Genomic DNA, 13,817 nt, shown 5'->3' with positions numbered 1-13,817 from the left:
TCACGATGGCCTCGCACGCTACACTTAGACAGCCTTTGGCTGCATGACTGAGGCGACAAGTACCTTGACACGCGCCGCCGTCGATGCGGCGCGAATACCCGGGTTTATCCCGCAGAAAATGACGGACAATTTTGGTTCAAGGATGTCCGGAAGTGAATTAGCGTCAGTCAAAGATGAAGGAGCCCATCGAATCTATGCAAGACTCACCGAAGCAACATCGACGTCGTCGAGCACCCGAACCTGCGTACCCACGGTGCCCCGAAATCGTTGACGATATTGTTTGGGCGTGACATTCAACCGTCGGGAGAACGTCGTTCGCATTTGTGTTGCGCTGTGAAAGCCGCATTTGAATGCGACGGTCTTCAAGGGCGCATCTGTGTCCTCGAGCAGTTTCCTCGCCGTATCGACGCGAACCTGTTCGACGAATGCCGATGGTGTCACCTTCGCATACTTCGCAAAGAGTCTTGAGAAGGTCCGTCGGCTTACCGAGACAGCGCTTGCTAATTGCTCGATGGAGAGTGCGTCGGTTATGTGCTCGGTAACGTACCGATGCACCTTGTTGATGATCGGCTCTTCGTCCTTGCCAGCGCCGATGTAAGGGCTGTACTGAGACTGCCCGCCTTCGCGCTGAATATAGACGACCAGTCGCTTCGCAATGCGCACGGCCAACTCGTGTCCCCAATCTTCCGCCACGAGGGCAAGACACAGATCGATTCCCGATGTCACACCGGCGGAAGTAAAGAGATGCCCGTCACGAATGAATATCTTGTCGGGCTGCACGCATGCTTGCGGGAATTCGTCAGCGAGGCGGCTGGCATCCGCCCAGTGAGTCGTCACTTCCTTGCCGTCGATCAACCCGGCGTGCCCGAGCAGGAACGTACCGTTGCAAACGGAGCCGAAGCGGGTCGCGCCTTGCGCCTGATTTTGCAACCACGTCAGGAACTCGCTCGACGGTTGGGAATCGGGCAACTGCGGTCCTCCTGCCACTAACAACAGGTCATATTGAATGTCGGAGTCCGCGTAGCCGAAGGGCACGGAAACCTGCATTCCGTTCGAGCAGGTCACGGTGCCGGCATGGCGCCCGACAAGCGCGACTTCATATCGCTGGCGCTCGGAGAGATTCGCATTTGCTTCCGCAAAAACGTCCAGTGGGCCTGCAACATCCAGTGCCTGCACACCATCGAATATGACAATGGCGACTTTCATGCCGTGACCTTACTTTAGTTTGAAACACCCTTTCGTTGACACCACGGGTCTGCGTTTCGTCGAATTCATTCGAATAAGCACGAAAGACCGCCGCAGCAAGTGATGACGCAGTCTAGCTCAAAAGGCAATGAGCGCAGACGGCGTAGCGGGTAAATGACTTTTGCGTCGGTGTAACAAGACCCGAAGTACCGAGAAAGGCCGTGGCCCAAATCTCAAATCGTTTGGCCTGACATCGGCCTATATCTGCGCGCCCTTGCTACGTCCGCTTACTAGACTTGATATCAAGAACGGCTGAGAGCGCAAAACAGGCGCAGGTGCGGCCGCCCGGCACATGTCACGGCTGAAATTCGGACCGGCAAACACGAGAAGGGTGTAATCATCATGTTGATCCAGGAAAGTGAAAGTTCATTTTTGTTCGGGGGGAATGCCCCCTATGTGGAAGAGCAGTACGAACTCTATCTGGCCGACCCGGCTTCGGTCACGGATGAGTGGCGCGCGTACTTCGATGCGTTACGCGAAACTCCTGCCATCGACGGAAGCGAGCGCGATGATGAAGCGCACGCGCCCGTTGTCTCAAGCTTCATCGAACTCGCGAAGCGGCCGCGCGTCGCAATGGCGCAGGTCGATAACGGTCTTGGCCTTGCCAGAAAGCAGCTTGCAGTACAGGCGCTTGTCGCCGCATTCAGGATGATCGGTACGCGCAAGGCAAACATCGACCCGCTGGCCTGGACACCGCCGCGCGCTCTCGCCGAGTTGACGCACACGTACTACGGCTTGACGGCCGCGGACCTGTCGACCAAGTTCAGCACGGCCGACACGTTTCTCTTCGACGAGGACGCAACCTTGCGGGAGATCGTCTCGGCGCTGGAGCAGACATACACGGGTACGCTCGGCGCCGAATTCATGCATCTGACCAATGCGGGCGAGCGCAACTGGTGGCAAATGCGGCTCGAATCGACGAGAGCGAAACCTTCGCTTACGATTGCGGGTAAGAGCCGGATTCTCGATCGCCTGACGGCCGCGGAAGGGCTGGAGAAATACCTCCACACGCGCTACGTCGGACAAAAACGCTTCTCGCTGGAAGGCGGTGAGTCGTTGATCGTGCTGCTCGACGAACTTGTCCGGTACGGGGCATCGAAGAAGGTGCGCTCGGTCGTCATGGGCATGGCGCATCGCGGACGCTTGAACGTGCTGGTCAACATCGTGGGCAAGCCTTTGCATGCGCTTTTCAATGAATTCGACGGCAAGGACGCCGATCGACTTCCGGAAGGTGATGTCAAATATCACAAGGGCTTTAGCAGCATCACGCAGACTGACGATGGCCCAGTCGATGTCGTGCTTGCATTCAATCCTTCGCATCTGGAAATCGTAAATCCTGTCGTGCAGGGAATGGCGCGCGCCAAGGCGGAAGCTTTCGGCGAGGGAAACACTGCCAGCGTACTGCCCGTTGAGATTCATGGCGATGCTGCGATAGCCGGTCAAGGCATCGTAATGGAGACATTGAGCCTTTCATATACGCGTGGGCACGGCACGGGTGGAACGGTTCACGTCGTGGTCAACAATCAGATTGGATTCACGACGTCGGACCCGCGCGATACGCGCTCGTCGTTCTACGCTACGGATATCGCCAAGATGATCGAGGCGCCGGTTTTGCACGTCAACGGTGACGATCCCGAAGCGGTCACCATGGCCGTGCGCCTCGCGCTCGACTATCGTACGGAGTTCCAGCGCAGTGTGGTCATCGATCTGGTCTGCTTCCGCAAGTATGGACATCAGGAACAGGACACGCCCAGCATCACACAGCCTTTGATGTATCGCGCGATCGCGGCGCATCCCGGCGTGAGGACCGTGTACGCTCGAAAGTTGATGCTGGAGGGCGCGGTGACTTCGGATCAGGTTGAGGGCTACGTCAAGGCGCAGCGCGACAGTCTGGAGGCTGCTCATGAAGGTGAGGGCTTGGAGATACCGGTGCTGCACGATGCGGATACAAGCCCCTACAGTCCTCCGTCGTCGGAGGAACTGCTGCGTCTCGCGCAAAACGTATCGAACGTTCCAGACGGTTACGAACTTCATCCTTTGGTCAGCAAGATGATGGCCGCGCGTCGCGAGATGTCGAAAGGAGAGAAGCCGATCGATTGGGGCATGGGTGAGCACCTCGCCTTTGCCTCGTTACTAGGCGCGGGAATCGATGTCCGATTGAGCGGACAGGACAGTGCAAGAGGGACATTCAATCACCGTCACGCTGTGCTGCACAACCAAAAGCGCGCGAGCCGCTCGGACGGCGTCCTCATACCGCTCGATCACATCGGTGATAAGCAAGGCCGGTTCACGGTGACGAATTCCATTCTCTCCGAAGCGGCTGTGCTGGCTTTCGAGTACGGCTACTCGACGGTGAACCGCAACGCGCTCGTGGTGTGGGAAGCGCAGTTCGGTGACTTCGCGAACGGTGCACAGGTCGTCATCGATCAGTTCATCGCGGCGGGCGCCGCAAAGTGGGGGCAGTTGAGCGGGCTGACGCTGCTGCTGCCTCATGGACAGGAGGGGCAAGGTCCGGAGCATGCGTCGGCGCGGCTCGAGCGCTACTTGCAGCTCAGTGCTCAGGACAACATGCGCGTCGCCCAACCGACGACACCCGCGCAACTGTTTCACTTGCTGAGGATGCAGGCGCTTGCTTTCGACCGCCGTCCGCTGATCGTGATGTCGCCCAAGTCATTGCTGCGGCATCCGGGAGCGGTCAGCAGGCTCGACGAATTGGCTCATGGAGCATTCCATGAAATTTTGCTCGATTCGCAGATCGAGGCGGCGCGTACTTCGAGCGTCGAGCGAGTCATCCTGACGTCGGGAAAGATCTACTTCGAGTTGCTCGAACATCGCCGCAAACACGGCATCGCCGATACACCGATCATCCGCGTCGAACAGTTGTACCCGTTTCCTTCGCAGCAACTTGCGGCCGGACTCGCGCGCTATCCCAATCTGAAGACGCTTGTCTGGTGTCAGGAGGAGGCGCGCAATCAGGGTGCATGGAGTTTTGTCGAGCCGCAGTTGCGCGAGATCCTATCTTCTGACTCGACATTGTCCTACGCAGGGCCCGCCGCATCCGCATCGACCGCACCGGGATATCACTCGGCGCACGTGGCGAGACAGGCGGCGCTTGTATCGAGTGCATTCGCGGAGTAACGCCTCATGCGCGTCGCGATGATGTTGTACGCAGGCTTCCAGCTACTCGAAGTGTGCGGTCCGATGGATGTGTTCCATGAAGCTAACCGCTTATGGGGCGGGGCGTTCTACGAACAGCATCTCGTCGGTCCGTCGCCCGGGCCTGTGTTGTGCTCGAACGGCACGGCGGTGCTCACGACGGAGTGCCTGTTCGAGGTGCTCACACCGTTCGATATTGTCGTCGTCCCGGGATCGCCGGTCGTGGGCTCGGGGCTCGAACACCCCGAACTCGTCGATTGGCTGGGTCGAGCCGGGCGCCACGCGCGAAAGCTGGCGTCGGTGTCCAACGGTGCGTTTCTGCTCGCGCGTGCCGGCCTTGCTGACCATCGGTGGTTGACTACGCACTGGCGCGATGCGCAACGTCTTGCCGCCGAACATCCGCTGGCGCACGTCGTGACGCATACAAGCTATCTGAAGGATCGCAATCTGTACTCGTCCGGTGGTGTGGATGCTGGCATCCATCTGGCCCTGGCACTGGTCAAGGAAGATCTTGGCGATGACATCGTCGGGAGCATCGCCAAGGCGCTGTCGAAACCCCGCCTAAAAAGCTGAGCATGGCCTGAATGCTGCCTACTTTGGCCTGTGAACGACCCCGATCGAACGGCGGATAGCAGTGTTAAGCGGCAGAATAAATAGCACCACCCCCACAATTCTTCCAGAAGCGCGTCAAGCAAACGTGCTTAAGTGGACATGGCCAGGATCGGAGAACCCGTCGGAGCGATTGTCTATAAGCTGGTGTCGAACATACGCTGTTCTCGAATTGGAAGGGAGACTGCCCTTTTCTTTTGGACGCTGATCCGTCAGCGCCCGATCCCTGCGAGACAGCCATGACTCAAAACCCAAGCGTAGCTTCACAGGATTTCATTCAATCGGCGCATGCCGGCGAGTGGATGTCGGGCGCCGACATCATTCTGCGCGTGCTTGCCGAACAGGGCGTCGATACGATCTTCGGCTATAGCGGCGGCGCAATCCTGCCGACCTACGACGCTGTATTTCGCTTCAACGAAATGCACGCGGCAAACCCTGAGCGACAGATGAAATTCGTCGTGCCGGCCAATGAGCAGGCCGCGGGCTTCATGGCTGCTGGCTATGCGCGTGCGAGCGGAAAGGTCGGCGTATTCATGGTGACGTCGGGCCCGGGCGCAACCAATGCAGTGACGCCCATCGCTGACTGTAACGGTGATTCCGTGCCCGTGGTTCTCATATGCGGACAGGTGCCTCGTGCCGCGATCGGCACCGACGCCTTTCAGGAAGCGCCGGTCTTCAACATCATGTCGGCGTGCGCGAAGCAGGTCTTCCTTGTAACCGATCCGGCGAAGCTGGAGCAGACACTGCGGACCGCATTCGAAATCGCTCGCACTGGGCGTCCGGGTCCGGTCGTCGTGGACGTGCCGAAGGACATTCAGAACTGGATGGGACCGTATCAGGGACAAGGCACGTTGAAGTTTCGAGGCTATTCCGATCGGCTTCGATCGATGGCAAAGGGCGCTCATCTCGATGAAGACAAGCGTGCCGGATTCTTCGCTCTTCTTGGACAAAGCAAACGACCGCTGTTGTATGTTGGAGGCGGAGTTATCGCGGCTGGCGCGACGAGCGAACTCCGCCGCTTTTGCGAGCGCTATCGCATTCCTGTCGTGACCACGCTCATGGGTCTTGGCGCATTACCCGCAAAACATGACCTGTCGCTCGGCATGCTGGGCATGCATGGGACCGCTTGCGCGAACTACGCGGTCGAAGACTGCGACTTCCTGATTGCACTGGGCGCCCGATTCGATGACCGCGTCGCCGGCGGCCGCCCTGAAGCATTCGCTCCGGGCGCGCGACATGTCGCGCACATCGACATCGACGAGGCGGAGATCAACAAGGTCAAGCGGGCACACTGGTCCCATGTGGGCGATGCAAAGTCTACGTTGCTGTCATTGATGGAGTTCGGGCCGGCTGCCTATGCGTCTGAGGCGTGGCTCAAGAGCGTGACGGAACTGAAGCAGCGCTACGGCATGAATTACGACCGGAACAGCCCGCTGATCCAGCCGCAGTTCGTCATCGAAAAATTGAGCGAGATCACCGGCGGACGCGCGATCATCACGACGGGTGTCGGCCAGCATCAGATGTGGGCGGCACAGTTCTTCGATTTCGTCGAGCCTCGGAGCTTCCTCACGTCGGGAAGCATGGGCACGATGGGCTTCGGATTGCCCGCGGCGATCGGTGCACAACTGGCACGCCCGGATGCGCTCGTGATCGATATCGATGGCGACGGCAGCCTCCGGATGAACGTCGGCGAGCTTGAGACGGCGAGCACGTATGGCGTTCCCGTCAAAGTGCTGCTGCTGAACAATCTCGGCGACGGGATGATCCGGCAGTGGCAGCGTCTCTTTTATGACGGCCGGATGTGCGTGAGCGACAAGTCGCTGCATCGCAAGAATTTCGTATTGGCGGCACGAGCGGACGGGTTCGAGTTCGCGCGTCGAGTCGAAGCAAGGAGCAAGCTCTGGGACGCACTCAAGGCCTTCGTTGAATTCGACGGGCCGGCTTTTCTGGAGGTGATGGTCGATCAGGACGCGGACGTGTTTCCGATGGTAGGGCCTGGGCAAAGCTACTCAAACATGATCACCGGCCCGTTCATTCCGTCCCGGTTGGCGGGCGAAGCGGGGAGTGCGAGCGTAGCGCGTCAAAGCCCTGCGGATATGTTTTGAGGGGGCGTGCGTCGAGCGGCTCCCTTCTATCGAGGCATACTACGATGCTTGCGAATCTCACGATCGATGCGAATCTCATTCATAAGGCTCTTGCGAGCCCCTTTCGGCGTGAAGTCTTGACATGGCTCAAGACGTCACATAACGCCTTCGTGCAGGAGCGAACTGATTTTCGCTATGGCGTGCCGTCGAGCGCCATTCACGCGCGCAGCGGCCTGTCTCAATCGACCGTATCGGTGCATGTCGCTACCTTGATCGAGGCAGGCCTCGTCGTTCCGACTCGATTGGGTCAATGGACGTTCCTGTCGCGCAATGAAGATGTGATCCGTGCGTTTGCAAGGCAGATCAGCTTGGAGCTTTAGGGTTCGTGCGCTGACCCTCTCCCCGGCAAGACACAAGCGTTGAGGACAAAAAGCGCCGGTGTCATCCGGCGCTAGGCCCGTTCACGCCAGATTCGGCCGCGCGACCAGACGCTTCGTGATCGACGCGACATGCTGCCCTTGAAAGCGCGCAATCGCCAGTTCGTTCTCGCTCGGTTGACGCGAGCCATCAGCGCCAGCCAGCGTGGAAGCGCCATACGGCGTACCACCGGACACTTCACTCATATTGACGAGACGCGGCTCCGAATAAGGCACGCCCACGATTACCATTCCGTGATGGAGAAGCGTCGTGTGAAAGCTAGTAATCGTCGTTTCCTGTCCACCGTGCTGCGACGCAGAACTCGTAAACACGCTCCCGACCTTTCCAATCAGGCCGCCCGACATCCACAGTCCGCCGGTCTGGTCGAGGAAGTTGCGCATTTGCGAGCACATGTTGCCGAATCGCGTTGGCGTACCGAAGATGATCGCGTCGGCGTCGGCGAGCGCATCCGGGGTGGCGATGGGGATACTCGAAAACGCCGCGCGGTACCCCTTCATGCCGCTTTTCACGAGGACATCCTCGGGCACGAGTTCGGGGACCTGCAACAGGGTCACTTCAGTGTCGCCTGCCGCGCGCGCTCCGGCGGCAATCGCCTCGGCCATCTTGTAGATGTGGCCGTATGAACTATAAAAAACAATCTGAATTTTCGTCGCCATGATGTTCTCCGAGATGAGATCGCTGAACCGAACTGGTTAGCAGAGTCTTTAGAAATCGACGGGGTAAGGGGTGAGTTGGCCACTTTCATACCGCTTGGGCAGATCGGGCGTCACGTTCTCCCAAACGAGCAACATCGAACGCTTGGCGGAATATCCTTTGTGGCGGATGTCAGCCGGCATGGCCGCGACGTCGCCAGCCTTCATGGTCACGCGGGCGCGCGGAGCGGCCGTGTTTTTGTCGGCTACATCCCAGACGATCTGGTCGGAGAGTTGAATGAACCACTCCACCCGGTCGTTGCCATGAAACACCGGCAGTTCGAACTCTTCGGTCGTCGGGCAACACAGGCTTTCCTTGCACACCGATGTAACCGACGGATTCCACGTGACATCCGACCGCGACAAATACTTGACCAGGCTGATCGCGTGCAGCTTTCCTTCGTAGCCTGGTTCAGCAAACACTTCGGGATCCGCTTGTGATACATCCGCGAAGTGCCGATTGACAGGCATGTCATCGCGCAGCGGTGAATCGCCCTCGAGTCCGGGCATGCGACGGGTCGCGATGCGGGTCCGCTCGATCGCCTGATCGTTGTCCCCATTCTTGAAGCCGAACGCGGAGCCGGTTTCCTCCGGCGCGGCAAACGGATCGAACCCTTCGTTGACCCAGTCGCTCAGTATTGCCTTGAACGTCGCCATGATGAGCGGCGTGTCGAACTGCTCGGTGTAGTCGATGCCTGCTTGCGAATATGACGCATTGAACGCACCCGCATAGAAGTCGACGCGACCATAATGATTGCGCGTGCCGATGACGTCATCGAAGTTGACCCAGCCATAGAAGAAGCCCCAGGCAACGTCGCGCATCATCGCGCGGATGAAGTCGTCGGCTTTGATCTTGTGAGTGCGCCTTTGTTCATTCGCAGGCCATTCGATCGTGACGAAGTACGCGTCTCGGCGCAGGTCGAATTCGCCGAGCCGAAACGCACGATAGCCCGTTACTGCATCAGGTGGGCTTGCCAGGACGGCATTGACATCAGTCATGGAATTTGTCTCCTAAGGAATATGGGCGCTTGGTTAGTGAAGACAGATGTCGCGCCATTTCTCGATCGAGAGCGAACCGGCGACGGTTTGAATCAGCAGAACGCCAGGACGCATGGCGCGAAAGCGATATGCCGAATTCGCAGGCAACAGCGCCTGGTGCCCGTGCTGAAGTCTGACCATCCCCATCCTGGCGCCTTGCGGCTCGCCCGCGATGGCGATCGTTCCGGCGCTGGCCGGCGGCACGATATCTTGCGGATTCTCGAGCGCTACAAAATCGACTTCGAGTTCGCCGTCGAGCAGAATGACGAACTCGTCATGCGCAGCAGCGAACCAGTTCGACAAGCCTTCTGCGCGCACGGCTTCCAGCACGTATTGCATGTTCTTCGCAACGACGACCTTCTCGTAAGACAGTGACTTGCTCGCGACCTCGAATACATTCGAAAACGCGTAGTGCTTCACGTCGTCGTCGATGATCTCCACGCCGCCTTTTTCAAACCGATCGAGCGACGCGAACGTCGTCTTGTGGTCCATGGTGTCTCCTGGTTAATGGATGTTCAACGTTCCCGACCAACCGGACAGCGCCATGACGCTCACGCTGTCGGCTTGATCCTGGTGCCGATTCAGAATAAGCGGAGTCATCCTGACGAACAACCCGCCAGCGTTCGGCGTTCGCAAACGCCACGATCGTGAACGACGAATTGAACCGCTCCATATGTCGCCGTTTTGCGTTCGTCAATTGGCGCCTTCCACGGGCTTCGCCCGTTTTACCGCTGAAAAGCCCAACCAGTCCGTTCGGGATTCGCGAACGGGCTTTTCATTGCTTAGCGGAATTGCGCTGGATACTCTTCAGTCAACGCCGGCCCTCGTTCAAGTCGCAAATGTGTTTGGGGCAAGGCCGGTCAGACACAGAACCGAAATCATCAGGAGACGAAGCATGGAAACAGTGGATGGAGTGGTCGTCATCGGAGGAGGGCCGGTCGGCCTCCTGACAGCATTGAAGCTCGGCCGGGCGGGCATCCGGGTGGTGGTGCTCGAAGCAGAAGCCGGCGTTTCGGCTTCACCGCGAGCTGTCGCTTACATGCCGCCGACCGCTGCTGCCCTCGATCGATTCGGGCTTCTCGAAGACATTCGACAACGCGCGGTCTGGTGCCCTGAGTTCGCGTATCGGCATGGAGATGGAAGCCTGATCACGATGATGAAGTGGGACGCTGTTGCGAGCGACACGGCCTATCCGTACATGTTGCTGCTCGGTCAGAATCACGTCTCCAACATCATCGTCTCGCACCTTCGAACGCTACCTAACGTGGACATTCGATGGAACCATCGCGTCGAAAGCGTCGATCAGGATGAGAGCTACGTCACCATTGCGACGAACGGCCCAGGAGGCATAACGCGGTTGCGCTGCCGCTTCGTCGCGGCAACGGATGGCGCGCGCAGCACGGTTCGGGAAAAGATCGGCGCGACTTTCGACGGCTTTACGTGGCCGGAGCGGTTGGTCGCAAGCAACGTGTATTACGACTTCAACCTGCACGGTTATTCGAGAGCCAATTTCGTGCACGATCCGGTGGACTGGGCGGTCGTCGTGCAACTCGATCAATCGGGAATCTGGCGTGTTTGCTACGGCGAGGACCCGACCTTGACGGAGGCCGAGGTGCGCCAGCGTCTGCCGGAGCGCTTTAAACGGCTCTTGCCTGGTGCGCCGACGCCCGACCGATATCGTGTCGATCACCTTAACCCGTATCGGGTCCACCAGCGATGCGCAGCCGAGTTCAGATTGGGACGCGTCATTCTCGCCGGCGATGCAGCGCACGCAACGAATCCGATGGGTGGTCTGGGGTTGTCGGGCGGTGTGCTCGATGCGGAACATCTCGGAGAAGCATTGGTCGCCGTGATAAAGGAGAGCGCGCCCATGTCGGTGCTCGATGAATATGCGAACGACCGCCGTAAGGTGTTTCTTGAGTTCACGTCGCCCACTGCGACGGCGAATTTCACCTGGATGAAGGAACGTGATCCGGCACAACGCGCGCGTGACACCGAGATGCTGATCAAGGTCGGTTCCGACCGCGAGCAGATGCGAGGCATGCTGAACGATTTCGAGCGACTCAATGGCCGGCGTTTTGCCGAACCGCAGCGATTGGCCGCATAGCATGCGAGAGCGGCGCTGCATGCCTTGTCACGTCGCAGCGCCGCTCTGGTTGCCTTCGCCCTTCGTTTCAATCAGTCCAAGCGCACGATCCCATTCCGGATTCATGGGAAATTGCGCCGACAAAATGTCGAGGAAAAGTTTTACCTTGGCTGTCGAACGATGCGAGGTGGGATAGACGGCAGAGAAGAAGGGCGTGTCGGTGGTGTAGTCGTCGAGCACACGAACGAGCCGTCCGGAAAGCAGATCACGGGCGACCACCATCGTAGGCATATAGGCGATGCCCAAGCCGAGTCGGGCGAACTCCAGAAGCATATGAACGCTGTTCGATCGCAAGACGGGCGCGAGCGTGGCCTCTGCGCGATTCTCGCCTTGATAAAACGACCAGCGGTTGCCCCATGGATAGTAGCGGTAACACGTAAAGGCGTGCGCGCGCAGATCGTTTGGTTCAACTGTGGGTGGCGCGCGGTCCAGGTAGTCTCGCGATGCAACAAAGACGCCGCGCATCGGAAAGAGGCGCCGTTCGATGAGCGAATCCGAGGCAGGCGGGAAGATCTGCAACACGACATCGAATCCCTCCTGTACAGGATCGACGACATGATCGTTTGCGATCACGTCAAACGAAATGCTCGGATGGGAGCGATGGAATTCGGCTATCACCTTGGGAAGATGTTCGAGTGCGAAGCCGTTCAGTACGCCGATGCGCAAAACGCCTGTCATTGCGGTTGACGTGTCGCGCGAGCGCTGTGAGATCGATTGCATCCGGTCGATCACGTCGTGGCAATCGGAGTAGTAGGACACGCCGACTTCGGAAAGTTTGACGGCCCGGCTGGAGCGATGAAACAGAGACACGCCGAGATGCTCTTCGAGTTGTTGAACTCGCGTCGTGATTACTGACTTCGCAACGCCAAGCTGTTGCGCTGCCTTGGCAAAACTCTCGGCCTCGGCAACTCGGACGAACGCCTCGATACTCAAGTAGATGTCCACTGGCCGTCTCCATTTTGTTGTAGAGCGTCGTTCGGTCTCCGACGCTCGGATAGTAAGTTTTATTCCTCAAGAATGCCATAGCTGAAAGGGCGTCCGGCGCGAAGTCATCGGGGTGGACGCTCGATGGATCAACCGCTCTGCCTCCAAGGAATTCCCTTCGTAAACCGCGCTCTTGTCCGCGCGACGCGCGCTATCGCATGCGATGCGGATCGAGGCGTAAAAGGCAGCAACCCAAAGCAAATGAAGAACTCGACATAGGAGATATTCGTGAAGTGGGAACCGTATTGCCGCTTGATAAGCGCGACGATTGGCGTGATCTCGGCCGCTAACGCGCTTGGTTATGACGAGCCTCAGGTCAATCTGGGTCTGACCAGTTATCTCGATGGCGCGCCGCCCGCTGGCCCGGGTCTCTATATCGAGGAATATCTCCAGTATTACGCTGCGGATCGGCTCAACGACAACAACGGCAACAAGCTTCCGTTGCCCAGGCAGAAGGTCGATATGGTATCCAGCGTGACTCAGTTTCTCTATCTTTCACCGACCAGATTCCTCGGCGGAAATCCTGGCTTCGATTTGCTTCTTCCCGCTATGCTGGGACACGATATCGATGACGGTTTGAACAATGCGGTACTCAAGGGGCAGAGCGGCGTCGGTGACGTGATCTTTGGACCGTTGCTGCAATTCGGGCCGTATGTCGGACCGAATGGGCCGATGTTTTCGCACCGCTTCGAGCTTGACGTCAGCGCACCTACCGGTTCTTACGATCACAACAATGCGGTGAGTCCCGGCAACCACTTCTGGTCGATCAATCCTTACTGGGCAGGCACCTTTTGGCTCACGCCAAAGCTGACTGCTTCGGTGCGGTTCCACTATCTTTGGAACTCAAGGAACAGCGAACCGAACGCTTCGTTCGGGCCCGGGGTGACCAGCACTCAGGCCGGCCAGGCGTTGCATGCGAACTTCGCGATTGAATACACGATCACACCTACGTTGCGGCTCGGCGCGAACGCGTACTGGTTCAACCAGATCAGCGACACGAAGGTAAACGGTAGCGACGCGGCGGGTCGGCGCGAGCGTGTTTGGGCGATTGGACCGGGCATGCTGTACAGCTTCTCGAAGGACGATCACCTGTTCCTGAACGCGTATTTTGAGCAAGGCGCGAGAAACCGTTCGGAAGGGAATCGATTCGTCGCCCGTTATGTCCACCATTTTTGACCTCTCGGTGACTGTTCGATCGCTGCCATCGAAACCTTCGGCACCGGAGAACCGGCGTTCAGCCTCGATAACCTTCAGTCTGTCCCATTCGCGCATAGTCAGATTCACAGATGGGTGCGGTGACATGACTGGGCTTCCGCTGAACGATCAACCGCTAGGTTGCCACGGGGTAAAAACCCGACATTTCTTATATGGTCGCCTCCCATTTGCAAGGCGATATTGTTAGAGGCGAGGAGGGTGGTTGCGGAC

Annotated in this window: 11 protein-coding genes; 6 read left to right on the top strand and 5 right to left on the bottom strand. The window is 58.5% G+C overall.

Features of this window, described 5'->3' with window-relative positions; genetic code table 11:
- Nucleotides 1-192: 192 nt before the first annotated feature.
- Nucleotides 193-1,206 carry a GlxA family transcriptional regulator gene (locus AWB65_RS32775; RefSeq protein WP_087670980.1) on the bottom strand — a complete coding sequence of 338 codons (1,014 nt, stop codon included), beginning with the start codon at nt 1,204-1,206 and terminating at the stop codon, nt 193-195.
- A gap of 381 nt (nt 1,207-1,587) precedes the next feature.
- Between AWB65_RS32775 and AWB65_RS32770 the strand changes: the two genes are divergently transcribed.
- From AWB65_RS32770 to AWB65_RS32755, 4 genes are all read left to right on the top strand, one after another.
- Nucleotides 1,588-4,383 (top strand): 2-oxoglutarate dehydrogenase E1 component, encoded by a 2,796-nt coding sequence (locus tag AWB65_RS32770; protein WP_087670979.1) that lies wholly within the window; start codon nt 1,588-1,590, stop codon nt 4,381-4,383.
- A 6-nt stretch (nt 4,384-4,389) separates the two neighbouring features.
- The gene (locus AWB65_RS32765; RefSeq protein WP_087670978.1) at nt 4,390-4,974 is read left to right on the top strand and encodes an AraC family transcriptional regulator; all 585 of its coding nucleotides are present in this window, start codon (nt 4,390-4,392) and stop codon (nt 4,972-4,974) included.
- A gap of 275 nt (nt 4,975-5,249) precedes the next feature.
- On the top strand, nt 5,250-7,115 hold the full coding sequence (gene ilvB / locus AWB65_RS32760; protein ID WP_087670977.1) for a biosynthetic-type acetolactate synthase large subunit: 1,866 nt from the start codon (nt 5,250-5,252) through the stop codon (nt 7,113-7,115).
- A 44-nt stretch (nt 7,116-7,159) separates the two neighbouring features.
- A complete protein-coding gene (locus tag AWB65_RS32755; RefSeq protein WP_087670976.1) occupies nt 7,160-7,474 on the top strand; it encodes an ArsR/SmtB family transcription factor in 315 nt (104 codons plus the stop codon).
- An 81-nt stretch (nt 7,475-7,555) separates the two neighbouring features.
- Here the strand turns inward: AWB65_RS32755 and wrbA are convergent, their stop codons facing one another.
- The 3 genes from wrbA to AWB65_RS32740 are packed head-to-tail and all read right to left on the bottom strand — an operon-like array spanning nt 7,556 to nt 9,754.
- Nucleotides 7,556-8,188 (bottom strand): NAD(P)H:quinone oxidoreductase, encoded by a 633-nt coding sequence (gene wrbA, locus AWB65_RS32750; protein ID WP_087670975.1) that lies wholly within the window; start codon nt 8,186-8,188, stop codon nt 7,556-7,558.
- 48 nt (nt 8,189-8,236) lie between these two features.
- On the bottom strand, nt 8,237-9,223 hold the full coding sequence (locus AWB65_RS32745; protein WP_087670974.1) for a hydroxyquinol 1,2-dioxygenase: 987 nt from the start codon (nt 9,221-9,223) through the stop codon (nt 8,237-8,239).
- 33 nt (nt 9,224-9,256) lie between these two features.
- A complete protein-coding gene (locus AWB65_RS32740; protein ID WP_087670973.1) occupies nt 9,257-9,754 on the bottom strand; it encodes a cupin domain-containing protein in 498 nt (165 codons plus the stop codon).
- Nucleotides 9,755-9,959: 205 nt separating this feature from the next.
- On the opposite strand from AWB65_RS32740, the gene AWB65_RS32735 reads away from it, so the two are divergent.
- Nucleotides 9,960-11,369: an FAD-dependent oxidoreductase gene (locus tag AWB65_RS32735; protein ID WP_235007990.1), complete on the top strand. Its 1,410-nt coding sequence runs from the start codon at nt 9,960-9,962 to the stop codon at nt 11,367-11,369.
- Between the two features lie 27 nt (nt 11,370-11,396).
- Here the strand turns inward: AWB65_RS32735 and AWB65_RS32730 are convergent, their stop codons facing one another.
- A complete protein-coding gene (locus AWB65_RS32730) occupies nt 11,397-12,353 on the bottom strand; it encodes a LysR family transcriptional regulator (RefSeq protein ID WP_087670971.1) in 957 nt (318 codons plus the stop codon).
- Between the two features lie 267 nt (nt 12,354-12,620).
- Between AWB65_RS32730 and AWB65_RS32725 the strand changes: the two genes are divergently transcribed.
- Nucleotides 12,621-13,568 (top strand): SphA family protein, encoded by a 948-nt coding sequence (locus AWB65_RS32725; RefSeq protein WP_200821860.1) that lies wholly within the window; start codon nt 12,621-12,623, stop codon nt 13,566-13,568.
- The last annotated feature ends 249 nt before the right edge of the window (nt 13,569-13,817 follow it).

The organism is Caballeronia humi (assembly GCF_001544475.1).
In the GTDB taxonomy this organism is placed as follows: Bacteria; Pseudomonadota; Gammaproteobacteria; order Burkholderiales; family Burkholderiaceae; genus Caballeronia; species Caballeronia humi.
The sequence above is the reverse complement of the archived record's forward strand: the minus strand, read 5'-3'. Positions and strand labels throughout refer to the sequence as shown.

Bases quoted from the DNA above. Each gene is read 5' to 3' on its own strand.
- AWB65_RS32765 (WP_087670978.1), top strand. From the start codon at position 4,390: ATGCGCGTCGCGATGATGTTGTACGCAGGCTTCCAGCTACTCGAAGTG.
- AWB65_RS32755 (WP_087670976.1), top strand. From the start codon at position 7,160: ATGCTTGCGAATCTCACGATCGATGCGAATCTCATTCATAAGGCTCTT.
- ilvB (WP_087670977.1), top strand. From the start codon at position 5,250: ATGACTCAAAACCCAAGCGTAGCTTCACAGGATTTCATTCAATCGGCG.
- wrbA (WP_087670975.1), bottom strand. From the start codon at position 8,188: ATGGCGACGAAAATTCAGATTGTTTTTTATAGTTCATACGGCCACATC.
- AWB65_RS32745 (WP_087670974.1), bottom strand. From the start codon at position 9,223: ATGACTGATGTCAATGCCGTCCTGGCAAGCCCACCTGATGCAGTAACG.
- AWB65_RS32775 (WP_087670980.1), bottom strand. From the start codon at position 1,206: ATGAAAGTCGCCATTGTCATATTCGATGGTGTGCAGGCACTGGATGTT.
- AWB65_RS32770 (WP_087670979.1), top strand. From the start codon at position 1,588: ATGTTGATCCAGGAAAGTGAAAGTTCATTTTTGTTCGGGGGGAATGCC.
- AWB65_RS32740 (WP_087670973.1), bottom strand. From the start codon at position 9,754: ATGGACCACAAGACGACGTTCGCGTCGCTCGATCGGTTTGAAAAAGGC.